The sequence below is a fragment of the Erwinia sp. GW821-FHT03D09 genome, from assembly GCF_059420805.1.
Genome location: NZ_JBWKUK010000004.1, coordinates 103,385 through 125,408, shown reverse-complemented (window position 1 = coordinate 125,408; position 22,024 = coordinate 103,385). Strand labels below are relative to the sequence as shown.

Below are 22,024 nucleotides of genomic sequence, written 5' to 3'. Positions count from 1 at the left end.
GATATCACGCAGCCGTTTCCTCAGACTGCCGTTTTTTGTGCTGCATTAATCGCTTCATCGCGCAGTTCCCGGCGCAGAATTTTTCCGACGTTGGTCTTCGGCAGCTCTTCACGAAACTCCACAATTTTCGGAACTTTATATCCTGTCAGGTACTTTTTGCAGTGCGCAATCAGCTCTTCTTTGGTCAGGGAAGCATCCTTCTTCACCACACATATTTTCACCGACTCGCCGGTTACGTCGTTAGGTACACCGATTGCGGCAGCTTCCCGCACTTTCGGATGCAGCATCAGCACATCTTCGATTTCATTAGGATAAACATTAAACCCGGAAACCAGAATCATGTCTTTTTTGCGGTCAACGATGCGAAGAAAGCCTTCATGATCAACGGTAACAATATCGCCGCTGCGAAGCCATCCATTTTTTAAAACTTCATCCGTCGCGTCAGGGCGCTGCCAGTAGCCCTGCATCACCTGCGGTCCTTTAATGCACAGCTCGCCCGGTTCACCCGGCGCAACTTCATTACCCTCGTCGTCAACCAGCTTCACATCGGTCGATGGCACCGGCAGGCCGATACTGCCGTTGTGGCACTGAATATCGTAAGGATTGACAGAAACCAATGGAGAGCACTCCGTCAGACCGTAACCTTCCAGCAGATAGTGCCCGGTCAGTTTTTCCCAGCGCTCGGCAACCGACTTCTGTACCGCCATCCCGCCCCCTGCCGAAAGGCTGAGGCTGGAGAAATCCAGCATGTTAAAGCCTTCATCGTTCAGCAGCGCGTTGAACAGCGTGTTAACGCCAGTAATGGCGGTGAAGGGGTATTTTGCCAGCTCCTTAACCAGGCCCGGAATATCACGCGGGTTGGTGATCAGCAGGTTGGCACCGCCGAGATCGATAAACAGCAGGCAGTTAACCGTCAGCGCAAAAATATGGTACAGCGGCAGTGCCGTGACCACCGTCTCCTGCCCTTCTTTCAACAGAGAACCGTAGGTGGCACGGGTCTGTTCGAGGTTGGCCTGCATATTGCGGTGGGTGAGCATCGCACCCTTGGCCACGCCGGTGGTCCCCCCGGTGTACTGCAGAAACGCCAGGTCATCATTAATGACGTCCGGCTTGGTATAATCCAGACTCGCCCCGCGCTGCAGTGCCTGTTGGAATGAAATCGCCCCGGGCAGATGATACTTGGGCACCATCTTTTTGATGTACTTAACAACAAAGTTGACCAGCGTACCTTTCGCCGTTGACAGCTGGTCGCCCAGCCGGGTGAGGATCACATGCTTAACCTGCGTTTTCGCGACGACTTTTTCCAGCGTGTGGGCAAAGTTGGAGACGATAACGATGGCACTGGCACCGCTGTCATTCAGCTGGTGTTCTAATTCTCGGGGAGTATAAAGCGGGTTCACGTTGACCACCGTCATTCCCGCTCGCAGTATGCCAAACAGGGCGATGGGATATTGCAGCAGGTTGGGCATCATCAGCGCCACGCGGTCGCCTTTTTTCAGCCCCAGTTCCTGTTGCAGATAGGCGGCAAACGCCCGGCTGCGAATATCAAGCTGTCGATAAGACAGGCTCTGCCCCATATTGATGAACGCCGTCTGTTCGGCATAACGCAGTACCGCGTGTTCAAACAGATCGACGAGGGAGCGGTAACGGTCCGCATTAATTTCTGCCGGAACATCGGCCGGATAACGGTTAAGCCAGACCTTTTGCAAGGAGTCACCTCGAAAATGAGTATTAGTAGTCATCGCAGCTCAGCCTCCGATTTTTGTTAACATTATTTTAACTCAGCGTACCAGTTTGCTCAGTTCTCCGTTTTGAGGTTGCGAAGCCCATCACTAAAAATTTCTCACCGGGAGAAAAGTAACCAAAAAAAGGCATATCCGCTGAAACACAGCGGATATGCCGTGAAAATTTCGCTACAACATGACTACTCGGTCAGGATTGTCTGAACCTGCGCCGGTGCCGGGGAGTAATAGCCCCACGGCGGTGGGCCCCAGTATCCGCCATGACGGCGACCATAGCCCGGGCCATACCAGATCCACGGATCAATCGGCTGCGGCGCCGAAACGACTTGCTGTACCCTATGCCAGCGCTGGTAACCTGTTACTTTCACTACAACGAAGTTGTAGTTAGCATCACCAATTTTGCCTTTTTCAATCCCGGCTATCGGCCCGACCACGGTGACCATTTGGTCATTGAAGTTAATCGGGTCAACAAAGCCATTTACATCAGCGAACACGCGCCCAATCGTTGCCGACCCTAAAATCGGTCGCGCCGTATCATCCAGACGCATTGCGGCAATCTCAAGACGGGTCCTGCCGTTCTTGTTACTGACGCTAATCACTTTACCGCCGAAGCGCGATTCCTGCCCGACATAGAGCTGCGGCGCATTGAGAACTCGCACCAAATCCTGCTGCGGCATTGCCGAGGTTCCTTTCACTGAATCAGGCACGGTCACGCAGCCTGAAAGCAATAAGGACGTTAAGAACAAACCACTCAACTGCCAAAAACGAGATTTACGCATAAGATTCTCCCAGGTACTGTTAATTTGACTGCACCGTGGCGAAATAGTTGCTGCGACTCACTCGCGGCCCGGTAATTTTTTCCATGTCACTTCATTACGTAAATAAGTAGGTTCTGCATGCTCCGGAGCGACAGTTTCCCCCGCTGCCAGCGCCTGCGAGGCAAGAATCAGCATGTCCTCAGCGGCAGGCAATTCCACCTCACTGACAGTTAACACCAGTTGGCTATTTTCAGCCAGCTCAGGCCATGCTTTCCAGCCGGTACCAACACAGGACCACTCACCGCTTAACGCTGCCATGCGCTCACTTGCTGCCTGAGGGCTGAGCACGGCTTCGCTCTCTTCGCCATGCCAGATGCCCTGTTCATCGCGCTGGTATTCTGCCCAGTAAACTTCGCCCATGCGGGCATCAATAGCGGCAAGAACCCGCGTTGCGCCGCTCAGTCGCCAGGCACCCTGCGCCATCGTTTTCAGGGTGGAAACGCCAACCAGCGGCAGCTCAGCACCCAGCGACAGCCCCTGCGCAATGCCGATGCCGATGCGAACACCGGTGAAACTGCCCGGCCCGCGACCAAAAGCCAGAGCATCGAGATCCTTCAGCGCCACAGCGCCCTGCAGCAGGATGTCCTGCACCATCGGGAGAATGCGCTGGGTATGTTCCCGCGGACAGAGTTCAAAATGAGCCAGTCGTTGCTGGTTATTCAGCAGGGCAACCGAGCAGGCTTCCGTGGCCGTATCAATGGCTAAAATTCGCGTGGGCATTGCAACCTCAGGGAGAAAAATTTCGGCGCGAATAATAGCACAAAGCGCGGCGAATTGATGACTGTCGCGTTATGGCTTGAGAAACGCCGCCGCCCGGCTGATGTCTCGCGTGCGCGGGGTAGGCGGTAAGCTGTTCAAAAACACCGCGCCGTAGGGCCGCATCACCAGCCGATTATCACAAATCACCAACACACCGCGATCGTCAACGTCGCGGATCAGGCGGCCAACGCCCTGCTTTAGCGTGATAACGGCATCCGGAAGCTGTACCTGATCGAACGGGTCGCCACCGCGCAGTTTACAGTCTTCCATTCTCGCTTTAAGTAATGGATCGTCGGGCGAAGTGAACGGCAGCTTATCGATAATCACCAGCGACAGCGTATCGCCCCGCACATCCACCCCTTCCCAAAAGCTGCTGGTGGCCACCAGCAGCGCATTGCCAGCGGCAATAAACTGCTTCAACAGCTGGCCTTTGCTGGTTTCTCCCTGAAGCAGCACCGGCAATGTCAGCGTTGCGCGAAACTCCGCGGCCAGATCGCGCATCACCTGATGAGAGGTGCAGAGGAAAAAGCAGCGACCGTTGTTGGCTTCGATCAGCGGACGCAGCATGCGCGCCAGCTGGCGAGCACCACCGGGTTGATTAGGCGAAGGCAGATTACGCGGAACGCACAACAGCGCCTGGCGGGAATAGTCAAACGGACTGTCGAGGATCAGCGTTTCGGCCTTTTCCACGCCCAGGCGCTCAACGAAATGGGTAACCTGTTCGTTCACCGCCAGCGTGGCAGAGGTGAAGATCCAGCTGGCCGGGCGCTCTTCCATCACCTCGCGGAAACGATCCGAGACGGAAAGCGGCGTCAGAGCCAGAATAAAATGGTGAGAGTTGCATTCATACCAATAGCTGAAGCCAGGCTGCGAAACATCCTTCAGCCGTTTGAGTCTCCCGCGATAGAGCGCCGCGCGCTCAAACGCCGCATCCAGCAGCGCCGAACGCCCCAGCGACAGCTTAGCCACGTCATGACACAGCTCCAGCGCGTCATCGAGCAACAGCAGCGCTCGCTGCACATGCGAATCGCTCAGCAGCTCGCGCAGGTTGCCGCGAAAGCCCGGATCGCCCAAAGCCAGGCGAAAATCCTGCGCGCTCTGCGCCAGACGGTCGGCTGATTTTTGCAGCTGCTGCACATCGCGGACTTCGGTACGGTAAGCAATGGTAATGTCTTTGGCCAGATCCAGCAGCTGGCGGCTGGAGAGCTGCTGGCCAAAATACTGGCTGGCAATATCCGGCACCTGATGCGCCTCATCGAAAATCATGACATCGGCTTCAGGTATCAGTTCAGCAAAACCGCTCTCTTTCACCACCATATCGGCGAGGAAAAGATGGTGGTTAACCACCACCACGTCGGCATCCATCGCTTTGCGACGCGCTTTCACCACAAAGCAGTCTTTATACTGCGGGCAGTCGCTGCCCAGACAGTTATCGTTAGTGCTGGTAACCAGCGGCCAGATGGTGCTGTCCTCCGCCACCCCGCCGCAGGTACTGGTATCGCCGTCAATGGTTTCGCTGGACCAACCGCGCAGATGGACCAGATCGCTCATCGCCTGCACGGCGAGTTCACCTCCGGCCATCGACTGTTGCTCAAGCCGCTCAAGGCACAGATAGTTAGAACGGCCTTTGAGCAGCGCCAGCGTCCCTTTAAACTTCAGCGCCTTTGCCACCGTGGGCAGATCGCGGCTGTAGAGCTGATCCTGCAGGGCTTTCGAACCCGTAGAGACGATCACTTTCTTCCCGGAGCGCAGTGCGGGTGCCAGATAGGCATAGGTTTTACCGGTTCCGGTACCGGCCTCAACGACCAGTTCACCGCGCATATCGATGGCTTTCGCCACCGCCGCAGCCATTACCCGCTGCGGTTCACGCGGTTTAAAACCGGGGATCGCCTGCGCCAGAGCGCCATCCGCTGCAAAATCGTCTGCCACATATCCTCACTACCGGAAAGAAACTACTGTGATTATATCAGTATTAGGGGGGTGATACAAAAAGCGAACCCGCGGAGTTTGCGAGAAGAGCCGCGGATAAAACATCCCCCTATGCAATGAACGTAGGCAAATGGCGAATGACATCTACAGACTGACTGAGGATGCGAACGACTGTGATGGCTAATCGGCTTGAAATAAAAAATACAATATGTTTTTCAACCGGTAATGAATCCATCCGCTCGCCAGGTTCCGGTCGAAATGTACCAATCTGATGTGTAGCCAACATGTTGAAAGCTGCTGAGAACCGGCCAATATAATCATCGGCCTTCTTCAAGCCGTAGTGTTCCTGGCCGTAATACCAAATAGCTTCCCGGTCTTCTGTTGCTTCAGGCAACAATTCAATCCTTCTCATCGGCAATCCGTGCCATCCCTTTTACTCGTTGCAAAAATGCATCCCGCTCCCACAGCTTAGCGTTGCCACTGTTAAGCCCCTCGTCCAACAGGCCGTGAAGAGTATGTAAATTAGAAGCCGCTTCTTTCTCACGAAGTAAACGCAGTGCATCGCGCAACACTTCACTCTGTGTGCGATAACTGCCTGACTACACCATCAAATCAATAAATTCTCGCAGTTCATCCCCGATATTAACCGCGATCGTTCTCGCCATTTCCCCCCCCTGGATAAGATCTAATCTTACAATATACTTCCCCCCTGTCGATTGCCAGCCAGCACAGTTGCAAGAAGCCTCACAGCAGGTGACTACCGTAGTGGTTTATGCCAGGCTAGCGCCGGTTAATTTAATGTGCAAAAAGGAAAACTCATGACTATTGAACGTATTGATCCGGAACACCGCATGTCGGAAGCCGTCATTCATAATGACGTGGTGTACTACACCAGCGTGCCGGAAAATCTGGATGAAGATGCTGAGGCACAGACGGCGAATGCGCTGGCGGTAATCGATCGCATTCTGACGCGCGTAGGTTCGGATAAGAGCCGCATCCTGGATGCCACTATTTTCCTGGTCAATAAAGACGATTTTGCCGCGATGAACCGCGCCTGGGATGCGTGGGTGTCGCCGGGGAATGCGCCGGTTCGCTGTACCGTTCACGCCGGGCTGATGAATCCGAAGTATCTGGTTGAAATCAAAGTAGTCGCAGCAAGATAATCAGCGCCCCTGCCCTGACGGCAGGGGGCTTTACATCAGTACTCGTCTTCTTCGTCGTCTTCATCATCGTGACGATCGGCGTGATGTTCGTCATCTTCATCATCAAACATCACCGCAACGTGGCCGCCGGTATGCGTGCTGCGGATCTCTTCCGCCACCATGGCAATGGCCTGGCCGCTGGTTAAGCCTTCAGACATCAACTGGTGAATGCGTTCTACGGCCTGCTGCTGCTGTTCATGTGTCAGCGCGGGTAATCCTGTAAACATAGTGGCTCCTGGGTGCTCGGGCGGCGCGGATTATTTCACGGGTGACAAAGAGATGCCAGCACCAGAAAAATATGCCAGGCTTGCACCCCTGTAACTGATCACCCTGCTGAAGAATTATGCTGCCTGTTTTACATTCACTGAAGTATACGCCGGATGCCGTCGAGCATCAGTTTGCCGCGCTGGCTCATCTGCCGTGGGCGATGCTGCTGCACTCCGGCTTTGCCGATCACAGCGACAACCGCTTCGATATCCTGGTAGCCGATCCGTGCTGTACGCTGACAACACGCGGTGAGCAGACCATCATCGACGAAAACGGCGCTGTCAGCCATTCTGCAGAGGACCCGCTCAGCCTGCTGACCGCGAAACTGGGGCGTGCTGCGATGCAGGCCAAACCGCGTGATGATTTACCGTTCCAGGGTGGTGCTCTTGGGCTTTTCGGCTATGACCTTGGCCGCCGTTTTGAAACACTTCCCGAGCTCGCCGATAGTCAGTTAACCACGCCGGATATGGCCGTCGGGATTTATGACTGGGCGCTGATCGCCGATCATCATCTGCAAAGGCTGACGCTGGTTGCTTACGGTGATATCAAACAGCGTCTCAGCTGGCTTGAGGCTCAGCGCCCCGCAGCGGCAGAACCGTTCCGTCTGACCGGCAGCTGGCAGGCGAATATGTCGCGTGAAGAGTACGGCGAGAAATTCCGGCAGGTACAGCAGTGGCTGCTCTCCGGGGACTGCTACCAGGTTAACCTGGCACAACGCTTCCAGGCCAGCTACCAGGGCAGTGAATGGCAGGCGTTTATCCGCCTTTGCCGTGCTAATCGCGCTCCATTCAGCGCCTTTATCCGTCTGCCCGGCAGCGCGATTCTCAGCCTGTCGCCCGAACGTTTTATCCGCCTGCAGGACGGTGATATTCAGACCCGCCCGATCAAAGGCACGCTGCTGCGACTCGCCGATCAACAGGCCGATCGCGAGCAGGCAGCCAGGCTGGCCAACTCCCCGAAGGATCGCAGTGAAAATCTGATGATCGTTGATTTACTGCGCAATGATATTGGCCGGGTTGCGGTGCCGGGCAGTGTCAAGGTACCTGAACTGTTTGTAGTGGAGCCGTTCCCGGCGGTACATCATCTCGTCAGTACCATTACCGCGCGGTTGAAAGCAGGACTGTCAGCCTGCGATCTGCTGCGCGCCAGCTTCCCAGGCGGTTCAATAACCGGGGCACCAAAAGTTCGCGCAATGGAAATTATCGAAGAGCTTGAACCACAGCGTCGTAACGCGTGGTGCGGCAGTATTGGCTACCTCAGCGCCTGTGGAAATATGGATACCAGCATCACTATCCGCACGCTGATTGCCGAGCAGGGGAATCTCTACTGTGCAGCGGGAGGCGGTGTGGTAGCCGACAGTGAAGAAGCCGCGGAGTATCAGGAAACCTTCGATAAGGTCAACCGCATTTTGCCCTGCCTTGAGGAGCCATTGAATGAGCAGCAGTAATCCTCAACTGCAACGCTTTTTATCGCGTTTTATTTTACAGCCGCCGCCGTCAGAAAATATTGCCCTACCGCGCCGTCAGGCGGCAGTGCTGGTGCCGATCGTCGCTCACCCCTGCCCGACCCTGCTGCTTACGCGACGTGCGGCCACGCTGCGTAAACACGCCGGTCAGGTTGCCTTCCCCGGCGGCATGCGCGATGTGGAGGATGAATCACTGGTGATCACCGCACTGCGCGAAGCCGAGGAAGAGGTCGCTATCCCGCCCGAGGCCGTAGAGGTAATCGGGGTTCTGCCGCCGGTCACCAGCAGCACAGGATTTCAGGTCACGCCGGTGGTGGGCATTATCCAGCCGGGACTGCGCTGGCAGCCCAACGAGGGCGAAGTTGAGTCGGTATTCGAAATGCCGCTGGAAGAGGCACTGCGCCTGGGTCGCTATACCCCACTGGACGTGCATCGTGGCGGGCTTCACCACCGCGTCTGGCTCTCCTGGTTTGATGACTATTTTATCTGGGGAATGACCGCCGGAATTATTCGCCGCCTCAGTCTTCAGGTGGCAAAACCTGCGCAAAACGACTAAAATACAGCCTCATATCGGTCTAAATTTCGCCATTACATTATTTTTAACTGCTTTTTTGCAGGATGACGATCCAAATCACTGCAAGGCGGCGGCTTTTCATTTATATTTCACCCAATTCACCATTTCTGTGAACATCGTCCAGTGAGTAATCTTGTAAAGGAGCGTGTAGCGTGATTAGCGTTTTCGACATGTTTAAGATCGGCATCGGCCCGTCGAGTTCCCATACGGTTGGTCCAATGAAAGCCGGTAAACAGTTTGTCGACGATCTGCTGGCCAGCCGCCAGCTCTCCTCCGTTACGCGTATCGCGGTGGACGTTTACGGCTCGCTGTCGCTGACCGGGAAAGGGCACCATACCGATATCGCCATTATCATGGGCCTGTCGGGTGCTTCACCGGAAAGCGTCGATATCGACACAATTCCGGCGTTTATTCGTGATGTGGAGGATCGTCAGCGACTGCTGCTGGCTAACGGTGCCCACGAAGTTGATTTCCCGCGAGAAGGCGGCATGGTATTCCGCAGCGACAACCTGTCGCTGCATGAAAACGGCATGAGTATTCATGCTTATGCCGGCGATCTAAAAATCTACAGCAAAACCTACTACTCGGTGGGCGGCGGCTTTATCGTCGATGAAGAGAGCTTCGGCAAAACCGTGCTGAATGAAGTATCAGTCCCCTACCCGTTTAACTCAGCGAAAGAGATGTTAAACCACTGCCAGCAGACCGGTCTTTCCCTCTCCGGGATGGTGCTGAAAAACGAACTGGCAATCCACTCCCGCGCGGACATCGAACGCTATTTCTCCGATGTCTGGCAAACCATGCGTGACTGTATCGATCGTGGCCTGAATACCGAGGGCGTACTGCCGGGTCCGCTGCGCGTTCCGCGCCGTGCCTCAGCGCTGCGCCGGCTGCTTGTTTCTTCCGACAAGCTTTCCAGCGATCCGATGAATGTTATCGACTGGGTGAATATGTTTGCCCTTGCGGTTAACGAAGAGAATGCCGCCGGTGGACGCGTGGTAACCGCACCCACCAACGGTGCCTGCGGCATCGTACCTGCGGTACTGGCCTATTACGATCATTTCATTGAGTCGGTCAGCCCGGATATCTTCACCCGTTACTTTATGGCCGCCGGCGCGATCGGCATTCTGTATAAGATGAATGCCTCGATTTCCGGCGCAGAAGTCGGTTGCCAGGGGGAAGTCGGCGTGGCCTGCTCCATGGCGGCAGCCGGTCTGGCCGAGCTGCTGGGTGCCAGCCCGGAGCAGGTGTGTGTGGCGGCGGAAATTGGTATGGAACACAATCTGGGTCTGACCTGCGATCCGGTTGCAGGACAGGTTCAGGTACCGTGCATCGAGCGTAATGCCATCGCCTCGGTCAAAGCCATTAACTCGGCGCGCATGGCGATGCGCCGTACCAGCGAAGCGCGCGTGTCGTTGGATAAAGTGATCGAAACCATGTACGAAACTGGTAAGGACATGAACGCCAAGTATCGCGAGACATCTCGCGGCGGCCTGGCAATCAAAGTTCAGTGCGACTAATGAAATCTGGCGTAAGTGTCTGAGAACCAGCTCTGGTTCGCATTTCCGTCAAGTACCATAATTAACTAAGCGCCATCTATCGGATGGCGCTTTTTCTTTCCTATACTTCAAAATAGTTTAGCTGACGGCTATCCCCAAATTCAGGAAACGGCTAGAGTGTCTCGGCACGTTCTGTGAGAGTAAGTTCCTGTTTTTGTGACATTCCGCTTTTCTCTTCGGTGCTACTACACTAAATGTCTGCTTTGCCCATTAACGGTGTTCATTCTCTGTATACGCGACTGGCTTATAAGATGGTTACTAATGCAAATGTCCCAGGAAGTATTAGGACAGTTCCGCCGCAAGCGATTGCTTATCGCGGCGGTCGTTGCAGCACTGGTGCTCATTCTGACCTTAACCTTCAGGTTTGTGGAAGAAAAGAACCGTATAGAGCAGCAATCTCACAGCTTTGCTAATAACGCCATTCAGCGCTTTGACCGCATGTTTTCCCCTCTGGATGTTGCCGCCGATAACGCCCTTGCCTGGGTCGGCATCGACTGTGGACTTATCCGTTTTAAACTGATTGAGAAACTGGCCGTTCTGCAAACCGTCAGGTCGATCCTGCTGGTCGATAACGATCGTATCTACTGCTCAAGTATCTTCGGTCCGTCAGATCTCACCTTCAGTAGTAATTATCCCGAGCTTTTGGTGAAAAATCAGCGGATGCAGCTGGCGATAGATAATCATTTGCTTAAGGGTTCACCGATTCTGCTGCTGTGGACGCCGGGTAATCAAGACAACCGCGCGGGTGTTCTACAGGTCATTAATATCGAACTGATTACTAGCTATCTGCTGGAACCCACATTACCCTGGGTTGAGCGAGCAATACTGAACGTCGGCAGCCAGAGCCTGGAATACGGCAACCCGCTGATTCAACCTGCTACGCCTGCCGAAGACCAGGTAACCATCGTAGAATCCTCCCTGCGCTATCCTTACTCAATTACCCTTTTCGGCCCCTCGCCCTCCCGGCTGGCGCTGATAACCGTGCCCTCACAGCTGCCGCTGGCGCTGCTGCTTAGCCTGCTGATGGGCTATATTGTCTGGCTGGCCACCGCAAACCGCATGAGTTTGTCCTGGCAGATCAGCTATGGCATTACCGCGCGTGAATTTATGGTTTACTGCCAGCCGCTGATTAATGCCCGTAACGGCCAGTGCGACGGCATTGAAATGCTGCTGCGCTGGCACAATCCGCGCCAGGGATGGATACCGCCGGACGTTTTCATTCCGCTGGCCGAACGCCAGAACCTGATCGCTCCGCTGACCCGATTTGTGATAAGCGAAACGGTCAGACATTTGCCAGACTTGCCGATGCGCTCCTCATTCCATATTGCGATTAACGTCGCCGCTAGCCACTTTCGCGAGCGGGAGATTATTGACGATTTACAACGCCTGTGGTGGCCGGCTAATCCCCAGCTGCAGCTGGTGGTGGAACTGACCGAGCGAGATTCACTGCCGGTAGTTGACCAGCGGGTCGTTTCTCATCTGCATAACGTCGGGGTTAAGCTGGCGATTGATGATTTTGGTACCGGGCACAGCTCACTGTCCTATCTGAAAACACTGAGCCCTGACGTGCTGAAAATCGACAAAGTCTTTACTGCAGCTATTGGCACCGATGCGATTAACGCCACGGTGACGGATATGGTGATTTCACTGGCGCAGCGGCTGAACATCGGACTGGTGGAGGAAGGTGTTGAAACGGCTGAACAGGCGGAGTATCTGCGCGAACGCGGAGTGGATGCACTGCAGGGTTATTACTATGCGCGCCCTATGCCGTTAGGTGATTTCCCAGCCTGGCTGGCTAACCATAACGCTTTCTGCCCGGCATAAAAAAGGCCGGGTTTCCCCGGCCCGTGTACTGTTAACCTTCTTCTTCGTCGTGCTCGTTACGTTCAAGAGTCACGCGCACCAGATCAACGCGGTAGTCGGTCGCCTCGATAATCTGGAAACGCAGCGGCGGCATCTCGAATACCTCACCCGCTTTTGGCAGTTGCCCTTTCTGGGCAATCAGCAGACCCGCCAGTGACGCGTGATCGTCTTCCGTACGAACCAGTTCCTGAGTATCAAACAGCTGCTGGAGCGAGTGCAGGTCGGTACCACCTTTAACCAGCCAGCCGTCACCGTCAGCAATAATATCCGGGGTTTCATCCTCATCCGGGAATTCACCGGCAATCGCTTCCAGCACGTCCAGCGGCGTCACCAGCCCCTGTACCACACCAAACTCGCTGGTGACTACGACAAAGCTGCCTTTGGCACGGCGCAACACGCTCAGCAGGTTGAGCGGGTCCAGCGTTTCCGGAATGATGATCGGTGGCGTCGCGGAGGCAAACGTGGCCACATCTACACCGTGGTCCAGCGCCACCAGCAGCTCTTTCGCCCTGACTACGCCAACAATTTCATCCAGTTCACCACGACACACGGGGAACAGACTGTGCGGCGTATCCAGCAGTTGAATCCGAATTTCGTCCAGCGGGCGTTCGATATCAACCCATGAAATGTCACCGCGCGGCGTCATGATGCTGCGAATGGAACGGGAGGCCAGAGTCAGAACGCCGTTGATCATATAGCGCTCTTCATCTTTAAATGCTTCCTGCGGCAGGATCGCTGCCACTTCACTGCTTTCGCTACCGCTGCTCTCAGTACTATTACGACGGCCACCCATCAGACGCTGGATCGCCTCAGCGGTACGCTCACGCATCGGCCTTCTCGCCTGATGACGCATAAAGTTACGGCGGGCAATCTGGTTAAACAGCTCAATAAGGATTGAGAAGCCGATCGCCGCATACAGATAACCTTTTGGAATATGGAAGCCGAGGCCTTCCGCCACAAGGCTGAGACCAATCATCAGCAGGAAGCTCAGACACAGTACAACCACCGTCGGATGCGCGTTAACGAAATTAGTCAATGGCTTGGAGGCCAGCAGCATCACGCCCATGGAGATAATCACCGCCGTCATCATGACCGCCAGGTTATCCACCATACCCACGGCGGTAATCACCGCATCGAGGGAGAAGACGGCATCCAAAATAACGATCTGTACCACAACCGCCCAAAAACTGGCGTATCCCCGGTTTGCTCCATTATTATGTTCGCGATTTTCCAGCCGTTCATGCAGCTCCATCGTAGCCTTGAACAACAGGAACAGTCCCCCGAACAGCAGAATCAAATCCCGCCCGGAGAAGCTAAACTCGCCGACGCTGAACAGCGGACGCGTCAGTGTGACCATCCACGAGATAAGCGACAGCAGGCCCAGACGCATAATCAGCGCCAGCGAAAGCCCGATCAGACGCGCTTTATCACGCTGCTTCGGCGGCAGCTTGTCAGCCAGGATAGCAATAAAGACCAGGTTATCGATGCCCAGGACGATTTCAAGAACAATCAGCGTGAGCAGACCAGCCCAAATTGATGGGTCTAAAAGAAATTCCATGACAGACTCCGGAAAAAGGAACGGGAAAACGCAGCAAACGTTCGGCTGAGCGTGCGGCAGAAATAACGACGAGTGGAAGCAGAGATGACGTCAGAAGACGTTGAAAGCGATACCGGATAGCCCGGCGGCATAATTAAGCAACTTCGGTGGCAGTCCATAGGGAGGGCTGAGGCCCGTTACTCCTGTATTAGAAAAGGATCACTACTCTAGCAGCAGAAACATTGCCGTCAAAATGGTTTCTTACACTTGGCTGGCATCATTGCAGAACTTTACGCTTTGCTGACCGCGCGTATTTATCAATGACGGTCTAAATTACTGAGCAAGGTCACATAATTTATTCTTTCACGTACTAAAATAAATCGTGTTAACTGGTGTGTTAAGCGTGCCATTGCAAGTCTACCGGCACGAAGTAGAAAAATAAGTGTGACCTCTTTCATGCTGAATCACGCAAATACCTTAAGTATCCGACGTTGGCGAAGATTAAATTTCGGATAGTCAGGGTATCGATCGGCTGAGCCTCGCGCGGCTTGAACTCCAGAGAGCCGTCGTCAACTGGATAAGGAGTAGCAAGTGACTATTGCTATTATCATCGGCACACACGGCTGGGCAGCGGAACAGCTGCTGAAAACGGCCGAAATGCTCCTGGGTGAGCAGGATAACGTCGGTTGGATCGACTTTGTCCCGGGGGAAAATGCAGAAACGTTAATCGAAAAGTATCAGGTGCGAATAAACGACCTCGACGTGAGTCAAGGTGTGTTGTTCCTGGTTGATACCTGGGGCGGCAGCCCGTTTAACGCCGCCAGTCGTCTGGTGGTTGATAAAGAACATCACGAAGTCGTTGCCGGGGTGAATATCCCGATGCTGGTCGAAGTGCTGATGGCCCGCGATGACAATCCGTCCTTTGACGAGCTGGTAGCGCTGGCGGTTGAAACCGGCCGCGAAGGCGTCAAGGCGCTCAAAGCCAAACCACCTCAGGCAGCCCCGGCACCCGTGGTTAAAACTCCTGCCCCTCCTCCTGCCCCGCTCAAACCCGGCGAACATATGGTGATTGGCCTGGCGCGTATCGATGACCGCCTGATTCACGGCCAGGTCGCCACCCGCTGGACCAAGGAAACCAACGTCACGCGCATCATTGTGGTCAGTGACGAAGTGGCCGCCGATCACGTGCGTAAAACGCTGCTGACCCAGGTTGCTCCTCCCGGTGTGACTGCACACGTAGTGGATGTTGCTAAGATGGTCCGCGTGTGGAACAACCCGAAATATGCCGGTGAAAAAGTGATGCTGCTGTTTACCAACCCGACCGATGTCGAAAGGCTGGTGGAAGACGGTGTTGGCATTACCAGCGTCAACATCGGCGGAATGGCGTTCCGACAGGGGAAAACCCAGGTTAACAATGCCGTATCGGTTGATGCAAAAGATATCGAGGCGTTTAACAAACTCAACGCGCGCGGAATAGAACTGGAAGTGCGTAAAGTTTCCAGCGATCAGAAACTGAAAATGATGGACCTGATCGCCCGTCTGAATCAGTAGCCCGTGGCCTGAAAGTTCAGGTTGAACTCCGTTCTGTATCTAAGAGGAAAAATGTAATGGAGATTTCCACGCTGCAAATTGTTCTGATATTTATCGTCGCCTGTATCGCGGGCATGGGCTCAATCCTCGATGAATTTCAGTTTCACCGGCCCCTGGTGGCCTGTACGTTAATCGGTGCGGTTTTGGGTGATATCAAAACCGGGATCATCATCGGCGGTACGCTGGAGATGATCGCACTGGGCTGGATGAACATCGGTGCCGCGGTTGCACCAGATGCGGCTCTGGCTTCCATCATCTCAACTATCCTGGTCATTGCCGGTGGGCAAAGCGTCGGAGCCGGTATTGCGCTGGCGATTCCGCTGGCTGCGGCAGGCCAGGTGCTGACCATTATCGTTCGTACCATCACCGTCGCCTTCCAGCACGCAGCGGATAAAGCCGCGGAAAAAGGCAATCTCACCGCCATATCCTGGATACACGTTTCGGCACTGGTTCTGCAGGCAATGCGTATCGCCATTCCGGCATTGATTGTGGCGATTTCGGTCGGCACCAGCGTGGTCCACGACCTGCTGAACTCGATTCCTGAAGTGGTAACCAACGGCCTGAACATCGCCGGTGGCATGATCGTCGTTGTGGGTTACGCGATGGTAATCAACATGATGCGCGCGGGCTACCTGATGCCGTTCTTCTACCTTGGCTTTGTAACGGCCGCATTCACCAACTTCAACCTGGTGGCACTGGGCGTTATCGGCGTGGTAATGGCCATTCTGTACATCCAGCTGGCACCAAAATATAACCGCGTTGCCGGTGCGCAGACTGCAGGCCCGGTAAACAACGACCTTGATAACGAACTCGATTAAGGAAAGGTGAGAAAAATGGTTGAGACAACAACACAAAAGAAACTGACTCCCGGTGATATCCGTGGAGTGTTCTTACGCTCAAACCTGTTCCAGGGTTCGTGGAACTTCGAACGTATGCAGGCTCTGGGCTTCTGCTTCTCGATGGTGCCGGTGATTCGTCGCCTCTATCCCGAGAATAACGATGAACGCAAGCAGGCGATTAAACGCCATCTGGAGTTCTTCAACACCCATCCTTACGTGGCGGCCCCGGTATTGGGTGTAACCATGGCGATGGAAGAGCAGCGAGCTAACGGTGCGCCGATTGACGATGCGGCCATCAACGGCATCAAGGTTGGCCTGATGGGACCGCTGGCAGGCGTAGGTGACCCGATTTTCTGGGGCACCGTTCGCCCGGTTTTCGCGGCGCTTGGTGCAGGGATCGCCATGAGCGGCAGCCTGCTGGGTCCGGTACTTTTCTTCGTACTGTTTAACCTGGCTCGTCTGCTGGTGCGCTACTACGGTGTGGCCTACGGCTATCGCAAAGGGGTGGATATCGTCAGCGATATGGGCGGTGGCTTCCTGCAGAAACTGACGGAGGGCGCGTCGATACTCGGCCTGTTTGTCATGGGGGCACTGGTTAACAAGTGGACGCACGTTAACGTGCCGCTGGTGGTGTCGCGCATCACCGATCAGACCGGTAAAACCACCGTCACCACGGTGCAGTCAATCCTCGACCAGCTGATGCCTGGGCTGATCCCGCTGCTGCTGACCTTCGGCTGTATGTGGTTGCTTCGCCGCAAGGTGAACGCGCTATGGATTATTATGGGCTTCTTTGTTATTGGCATCTTTGGCTACTGGGTTGGCCTGCTCGGCGTCTAAGCCTGACCTTTAGCATCATTAACTTTAAGGGCCAGCACAGTCTGGCCCTTCTTTTCGGACGGGATTATGCAGCTGACTGATTACCTGATTTTGCTGTTTATTGTTCTGATTCTGCTCTATGCCATTTACGACGAGCTAATCATGCCGCGCCTGAATGGGCCAACGCAGCTGAAAATTCTGCTTCAGCGGCGTACCAAACTCGACAGCGTGATATTTATCGGCCTGCTGGCCATCCTGCTATATCAGAATTTACGCGTACAGGGCCCTCAGCTAACGACGTTGCTGCTTTTGGCGCTGGGTGCAATGGCGGTATGGCTGTTCTGGGTCCGCGCGCCCAAGCTGCTGCTGAAGGAGCAGGGATTCTTTTTTGCTAACGTTTTTATCACCTGGGACCGCATCAGCGCGATAAATTTGTCGGAGGATGGCGTGCTGGTGATTACGCTGGAAAATCGCCGCCTGCTAATCTATGTCCGCAGGCTGGACGATCTGGAGACAATCTATAAATTTATGCTGGAGAGTCGCTAAAGGCGGTTTCTCCGGCATCCTGACGCTGCCACAGCCGCAGGGTGAAATCCGTCTCGCAGGCAAATTCAGGGGTGGTGGCAAGTATCCCCCACACTTCGGGACGGGCACGCCACGCAAACGGCGTCATTTGCAGCAGCGCTGCGGACTCTTCACTGTTTAGCGTCATCGAATACCCCAACGACTGCTCCTCGACAAGCGTAAATCCAGGCATCTCTTCCGGCGTGTTGTCATGCAGTTTCACATCCTGATAGATCAGTGCTTTAAACTGCATTAAGTGGCGCGGGCCTGGCGTCACGGTCAATACGTATCCCTGCGGCTTGACCACCCTTGCCAGCTCAGCGGCTTTACAGGGTGCATATATACGCAGCACCGCATCAAACCGATCGTTACCAAACGGCAGACGATGGCTGGACGCCACGCAGAACTCGACGTTGCCGTAGCGCTTAGCACCGTAGCGGATGGCAATTTTCGCCACATCCAGTCCGTAAACCAGCGCCTGCTCGCGTTCTCCCTGCAGCCGGGTGGCAACTGCCTGAGTGTAATAACCTTCGCCACAGCCGATGTCCAGCACGCTCAGGGTGCTATTTGGCAATGCGGCATCAAGCATATCGCACACTCGCTGTTGCAGAGGCTGGTAGTGGCCTGCATCAAGGAAGTTGCGCCTTGCCTGCATCATCTCAGCGCTGTCACCCGGCTGCTTAGAACGCTTGTGCTGCACCGGCAGCAGATTGATATACCCCTCTTTTGCCAGATCGAACTGATGCTGGTTCTCGCAGCGCAAAACGCGTTGCTGGGCGAGTAAAGGCTGCTGGCAAAGGGGACACAGGTAGGACATAACAACTCTCCGCTATCAAGGACGGCGGCAGTGTACTTGAAAGTGTGCCGCAGCGGCAGCACTTCTTGCCGCAAACAAAAAAGCTCTGCCATTGCTGACAGAGCTTTAGTATTCAGATTTCAGGCTGCACGACGCAATAGGGCGTTGGTAACAGTCTCAAATCGAAATCAGATTGCGGTAACGTTCACAGCAGCAGGGCCTTTCTGGCCGTCCTGAATTTCGAACTCAACGTTCTGGCCTTCAGCCAGAGTTTTGAAGCCGTTACCCTGGATTGCAGAGAAGTGTACGAACACATCTTTGCTGCCGTCAGCAGGAGTAATGAAACCAAAACCTTTAGACTCGTTGAACCACTTAACCTGACCTTTAATCTTTGCCATTTTGCAAATTCCTTAGAGTGTTTATTAGCCCGTAGGCCTAACGTACAGAAAAACCAGAGACATTACTGCATGAGGCATTAATTTAGGCTCGGCAAGGAAGCGGTATTCAACGACAACGTCTTTACTCGGAACTTCTTTACTGAAGATGCCACACATAAACAGAACTGTACCTCGTTTAACTCAAAAGCGTTTATCACATATCCGCTAATTAATGGCAAGTTATTTTTAGGCAAGCATTGAGATGTCGCACACAATTGAAACAGCAAACGAGGTAAATGTCACTTTTATGCCAGCGTAAGAGTAAATGCTGCACATATTTTCATCCTCGGTAAACCCAAGGCCTGCATGGGCTTCAGCCACATAAAATGCTGACAAATAGCGGGCATAATACGATAATAAACTGCAAACATTACGTAATTATGGCAAAGTATTGTCAAATAAAATCTATGGGCCTCAATGACTTTTTCATCACCACAGCCTTTATGCCAGCGAACAATGTACCACTTGTTTCATCCCATAATTACACTGCACCAAAAACAGGAGATTCGCCATACCCCTGCCCCATTTAAAGGCATTACAACAAATTTTTAAATTAACCTTATTTTTTCAATTTAATTACTCTATTAGACGCGGCTCTCATTATTAGCTATTACATATAGAAAAATACATTAGGATTAATCTTGAAACATATTGTTGAGCGATAATCTGGCACCTATTCGCCACGCCTGAAAGCGCTCGGTCGTCACCCCAACACGCGTTATTGCCTGCTGTAAAACCTGCGGTGGTTCATCCAGTGATTCGTCAGCCAGTTCAAATACCCCCCAGTGTATTGCTACAGTCTGAGGCTGCCCCATTGCCTGATGAAGTGAAACGGCCTGATCGGGGTCCATGTGCTGCCCACGCATGAACCATTTTGGTGCATAAGCACCGATGGGCAATGCTGCCAGGTTAAATGGCCCCAACCTGCTGGGGATCTCGAGCAGATTATCGGAGTATCCACTGTCACCACAGAACCAGAAGTTGAGTCGCGAATGCGTCACCACCCAGCCACACCACAAAGAGCGGTTGCGATCGCGCAGCGAGCGCATACTCCAGTGGCGAGCGGGGACGGCATGGATGGTGAGCGCTCCCACGCGGGTGCTTTGCCACCAGTCAAGCTCCTCAACGTGAGCCGCTCCAAGGCGAATAAACCACTTCGCCAGCCCCAGTGGCACCACAAATCGAACCTGGGGGAAGCGACGAAGCATTTTTTTGATAGTCGGTCGATCAAGATGGTCGTAATGGTTATGGGAAATCAGCACGCTATCCAGCGACGGTAAATCGTCAATCGTCAGCGCTGGGGGCGTTTTGCGCTGCGGTCCTGCAAAAGGCAGAGGCGAAGCGCGCGAAGACAGTGCCGGATCGATCAGCGTATAGCGACCATCCAGGCGCAGCAACAAACAGGCATGCCCCAGCCACCACACGGCATCCTCGCTGCCGCTGAGATCCGCTGACTGCCACCACTGGCGGATAAACTGTTCATATCCCGCAGCAGGCGGCTTAGGCAAACCCTGCGCCCTGCGCTCGCGACGCCAGCGCTGCAAATCCCCCGGCTGTTGCAGTTCGGGCTCCGGATTACAAAAACCATCAGGGGTATGGTGAGAAAGAGCAGGATCGTACCAGGGATTTTTCCAGGCCATTGCGTTCACCTTATTTTTACAGAATTAGCGCTCAGGGATCATACGTATAAAGTCTTTTTCGGCATCTTCTTCCGATATCTGCTCCGGTTGAGTTTTGTCTGAGGCATTTTCGCTCAGTTTTCGCAGCAGCACATTCTGGCGTTTCTGCTCTTCAAGCAACGCCTCCAGCAGGTGAATCTGCTGATTGGCTCGCACGCTGGCGCGATTCACAAAAAACCACACCATCAGACCGATGATAATCAGAGCCATGATCAGCGCGGTCGATGTCAGGCCCTGCATGTCATTTACCATTTCGTTCATACCAACCTCAAAACTGAATTTACGCCGCCGATTATCCGGCGACACTGCGGGTGTAGATTCTACCCGCTGCCGCGCCAATTGATAGCTACCTCACAAAATTTACGCAGTCGCTGCACAGAATAAGACGAGATGTTTCAGTATCCTCTTATCGCTTTGCGAGGCATGTCGCGGCATGCTGAACTCGCAGCGCCCTGATATCCAGGCCAGGCTGCTGATAAACAAAAATAAAGGGGATAGCATGAAAGTATTAATGCGGCTCATTGCTTTACTGGTGATTATCTGGCTGGCCATGCTGGTTACTGGCTATGGTGTCTTGACCGGCAGCAATAAGAACGTGGCGGGAATGGGCCTGCAGTGCCAATATCTGACGGCGCGTGGCGTGGTGATTGCGCAGTATCTGCATACCGACAGCGGTATTATCGGCGTGACCGATTGCCCTCTTCTCAGAAAAAGTATCGAAGTGGTTGACAACTAAAATCAGTCGTGCCGTCGGCCCACGAATTAAAATAAAACACGCAGCCTAGAATGGATAGTCGTGATAGCCCAGTTGGGCGGAGATCGTCCTGGCCGCACGATGCAGCATAGAGACATAGTGCTGCCTGTTCTCTTCTGCAAAACGGATCGTCGGGAAGGAGATGCTCAGCCCGGCGATAACCACGCCAAAGCGGTCAAAGACCGGCACTGCAATGCAGCGAATCCCTTCTTCCTGCTCTTCATTATCTTCGCCAAAGCCCTGCGATCTGACGCGATCGAGCGCGGATAGCAACTCATCGACTCCGTTCAGCGTTTTTGCCGTACTGAGAACGAACTCCACATCGGCGAGGATCTCGCGCACCTCATCATAATTTCGCCACGCCAGCAACACTTTGCCAATCGCCGTGCTGTAGAGCGGATTGCGTCGGCCAATACGCGAATACATCCGCAGATTGTAGAGCGAGTCAATTTTATGGATATAGACAATACTGTCCTCTTCCAGTGCGCCCAGATGAATAGTTTCCCGGGTCAGACGGGAAATCTCACGCATCTGAATATCGGCACTGCGGATCAGGTCCACGTTTTGCAGCGCTTTTGCTCCCAGCTCAAACAGTTTCAGCGTCAGGGCATATTTTTCCGACTCACCTTCCTGCGACACATAGCCCAGCGTTTTCATGGTCTGTAAAAAACGATAAACGGTGCTTTTCGACATCATCAACCGCTGGGACAGTTCGGTAATACCGTTTTCCCGCTCTTCTCCCAGCGCCTGTAAAATACCAAACACTTTCATCACCGAAGAGACGGCATCCGGTTGCTTATCTGATTCGGTACTGGCCATTGCACTTTACCTTTGTGT

General features: G+C 54.0%; 22 protein-coding genes and 2 pseudogenes. 10 read left to right on the top strand and 14 right to left on the bottom strand.

Annotated elements, in window-relative coordinates:
* Positions 1 to 20: 20 nt before the first annotated feature.
* From fadD to AC07U6_RS05125, 6 genes and pseudogenes are all read right to left on the bottom strand, one after another.
* A complete protein-coding gene (fadD, locus tag AC07U6_RS05150; protein WP_494762908.1) occupies positions 21 to 1,709 on the bottom strand; it encodes a long-chain-fatty-acid--CoA ligase FadD in 1,689 nt (562 codons plus the stop codon).
* 215 nt (positions 1,710 to 1,924) lie between these two features.
* Entirely contained in the window at positions 1,925 to 2,521 is a 597-nt protein-coding gene (locus AC07U6_RS05145; RefSeq protein ID WP_494762909.1) for a Slp family lipoprotein, read from the bottom strand.
* Between the two features lie 57 nt (positions 2,522 to 2,578).
* A complete protein-coding gene (gene tsaB, locus AC07U6_RS05140; protein WP_494762910.1) occupies positions 2,579 to 3,280 on the bottom strand; it encodes a tRNA (adenosine(37)-N6)-threonylcarbamoyltransferase complex dimerization subunit type 1 TsaB in 702 nt (233 codons plus the stop codon).
* Between the two features lie 69 nt (positions 3,281 to 3,349).
* Positions 3,350 to 5,248, bottom strand: coding sequence for a DNA repair helicase YoaA (gene yoaA, locus AC07U6_RS05135; protein ID WP_494762911.1), 1,899 nt, complete (start codon positions 5,246 to 5,248; stop codon positions 3,350 to 3,352).
* 109 nt (positions 5,249 to 5,357) lie between these two features.
* Positions 5,358 to 5,660, bottom strand: a complete 303-nt coding sequence (locus AC07U6_RS05130) for a type II toxin-antitoxin system RelE/ParE family toxin (protein ID WP_494762912.1) — start codon at positions 5,658 to 5,660, stop codon at positions 5,358 to 5,360.
* Positions 5,647 to 5,913, bottom strand: a pseudogene (locus tag AC07U6_RS05125) (type II toxin-antitoxin system ParD family antitoxin). The gene AC07U6_RS05130 and the pseudogene AC07U6_RS05125 overlap by 14 nt, the downstream one beginning before the upstream one ends.
* Before the next feature lie 153 nt (positions 5,914 to 6,066).
* Between AC07U6_RS05125 and AC07U6_RS05120 the strand changes: the two are divergent.
* Positions 6,067 to 6,411, top strand: coding sequence for a RidA family protein (locus tag AC07U6_RS05120; RefSeq protein ID WP_200543865.1), 345 nt, complete (start codon positions 6,067 to 6,069; stop codon positions 6,409 to 6,411).
* Between the two features lie 35 nt (positions 6,412 to 6,446).
* On the opposite strand, the gene AC07U6_RS05115 is transcribed toward AC07U6_RS05120, so the two are convergent.
* Positions 6,447 to 6,677 (bottom strand): YoaH family protein, encoded by a 231-nt coding sequence (locus tag AC07U6_RS05115; protein WP_494762913.1) that lies wholly within the window; start codon positions 6,675 to 6,677, stop codon positions 6,447 to 6,449.
* 116 nt (positions 6,678 to 6,793) lie between these two features.
* On the opposite strand from AC07U6_RS05115, the gene pabB reads away from it, so the two are divergent.
* The 4 genes from pabB (at position 6,794) to AC07U6_RS05095 (ending at position 12,136) form a co-directional block, all read left to right on the top strand.
* Positions 6,794 to 8,164, top strand: coding sequence for an aminodeoxychorismate synthase component 1 (pabB, locus tag AC07U6_RS05110; RefSeq protein WP_494762914.1), 1,371 nt, complete (start codon positions 6,794 to 6,796; stop codon positions 8,162 to 8,164).
* The gene (locus tag AC07U6_RS05105) at positions 8,151 to 8,738 is read left to right on the top strand and encodes a CoA pyrophosphatase (protein WP_494762915.1); all 588 of its coding nucleotides are present in this window, start codon (positions 8,151 to 8,153) and stop codon (positions 8,736 to 8,738) included. The genes pabB and AC07U6_RS05105 overlap by 14 nt, the downstream gene beginning before the upstream one ends.
* Positions 8,739 to 8,908: 170 nt before the next feature.
* A complete protein-coding gene (locus AC07U6_RS05100) occupies positions 8,909 to 10,273 on the top strand; it encodes an L-serine ammonia-lyase (RefSeq protein WP_494762916.1) in 1,365 nt (454 codons plus the stop codon).
* 300 nt (positions 10,274 to 10,573) lie between these two features.
* Complete coding sequence (locus AC07U6_RS05095) at positions 10,574 to 12,136, top strand: EAL domain-containing protein (RefSeq protein WP_494762917.1); 1,563 nt, start codon at positions 10,574 to 10,576, stop codon at positions 12,134 to 12,136.
* Between the two features lie 31 nt (positions 12,137 to 12,167).
* Here AC07U6_RS05095 and AC07U6_RS05090 read toward each other — a convergent pair whose 3' ends face one another.
* On the bottom strand, positions 12,168 to 13,733 hold the full coding sequence (locus tag AC07U6_RS05090) for a TerC family protein (protein WP_494762918.1): 1,566 nt from the start codon (positions 13,731 to 13,733) through the stop codon (positions 12,168 to 12,170).
* 570 nt (positions 13,734 to 14,303) lie between these two features.
* Here AC07U6_RS05090 and manX point away from each other — a divergent pair.
* From manX to AC07U6_RS05070, 4 genes are all read left to right on the top strand, one after another.
* Positions 14,304 to 15,263, top strand: coding sequence for a PTS mannose transporter subunit IIAB (manX, locus tag AC07U6_RS05085; protein ID WP_494762919.1), 960 nt, complete (start codon positions 14,304 to 14,306; stop codon positions 15,261 to 15,263).
* 56 nt (positions 15,264 to 15,319) lie between these two features.
* On the top strand, positions 15,320 to 16,120 hold the full coding sequence (locus AC07U6_RS05080) for a PTS mannose/fructose/sorbose transporter subunit IIC (RefSeq protein ID WP_494762920.1): 801 nt from the start codon (positions 15,320 to 15,322) through the stop codon (positions 16,118 to 16,120).
* Positions 16,121 to 16,135: 15 nt separating this feature from the next.
* Entirely contained in the window at positions 16,136 to 16,978 is an 843-nt protein-coding gene (locus AC07U6_RS05075) for a PTS mannose transporter subunit IID (RefSeq protein WP_494762921.1), read from the top strand.
* Between the two features lie 66 nt (positions 16,979 to 17,044).
* Positions 17,045 to 17,503: a DUF986 family protein gene (locus tag AC07U6_RS05070; RefSeq protein WP_494762922.1), complete on the top strand. Its 459-nt coding sequence runs from the start codon at positions 17,045 to 17,047 to the stop codon at positions 17,501 to 17,503.
* On the opposite strand, the gene rlmA is transcribed toward AC07U6_RS05070, so the two are convergent.
* The 5 genes and pseudogenes from rlmA to AC07U6_RS05045 form a co-directional block, all read right to left on the bottom strand.
* On the bottom strand, positions 17,484 to 18,338 hold the full coding sequence (rlmA, locus tag AC07U6_RS05065) for a 23S rRNA (guanine(745)-N(1))-methyltransferase (protein WP_494762923.1): 855 nt from the start codon (positions 18,336 to 18,338) through the stop codon (positions 17,484 to 17,486). The genes AC07U6_RS05070 and rlmA overlap by 20 nt on opposite strands.
* Before the next feature lie 167 nt (positions 18,339 to 18,505).
* Positions 18,506 to 18,715 (bottom strand): transcription antiterminator/RNA stability regulator CspE, encoded by a 210-nt coding sequence (gene cspE, locus AC07U6_RS05060; RefSeq protein WP_001062678.1) that lies wholly within the window; start codon positions 18,713 to 18,715, stop codon positions 18,506 to 18,508.
* Positions 18,716 to 18,752: 37 nt separating this feature from the next.
* Positions 18,753 to 18,871: pseudogene (locus AC07U6_RS05055) on the bottom strand (DUF2627 domain-containing protein).
* Between the two features lie 518 nt (positions 18,872 to 19,389).
* Entirely contained in the window at positions 19,390 to 20,394 is a 1,005-nt protein-coding gene (locus tag AC07U6_RS05050) for an MBL fold metallo-hydrolase (protein WP_494762924.1), read from the bottom strand.
* A gap of 24 nt (positions 20,395 to 20,418) precedes the next feature.
* On the bottom strand, positions 20,419 to 20,694 hold the full coding sequence (locus tag AC07U6_RS05045) for a YebO family protein (protein ID WP_494762925.1): 276 nt from the start codon (positions 20,692 to 20,694) through the stop codon (positions 20,419 to 20,421).
* A gap of 238 nt (positions 20,695 to 20,932) precedes the next feature.
* Here AC07U6_RS05045 and AC07U6_RS05040 point away from each other — a divergent pair, with 238 nt between their 5' ends.
* Complete coding sequence (locus AC07U6_RS05040; RefSeq protein ID WP_494762926.1) at positions 20,933 to 21,169, top strand: YobH family protein; 237 nt, start codon at positions 20,933 to 20,935, stop codon at positions 21,167 to 21,169.
* Positions 21,170 to 21,214: 45 nt separating this feature from the next.
* Here the strand turns inward: AC07U6_RS05040 and kdgR are convergent, their stop codons facing one another.
* On the bottom strand, positions 21,215 to 22,006 hold the full coding sequence (kdgR, locus tag AC07U6_RS05035) for a DNA-binding transcriptional regulator KdgR (protein ID WP_494762927.1): 792 nt from the start codon (positions 22,004 to 22,006) through the stop codon (positions 21,215 to 21,217).
* Positions 22,007 to 22,024 lie beyond the last annotated feature (18 nt).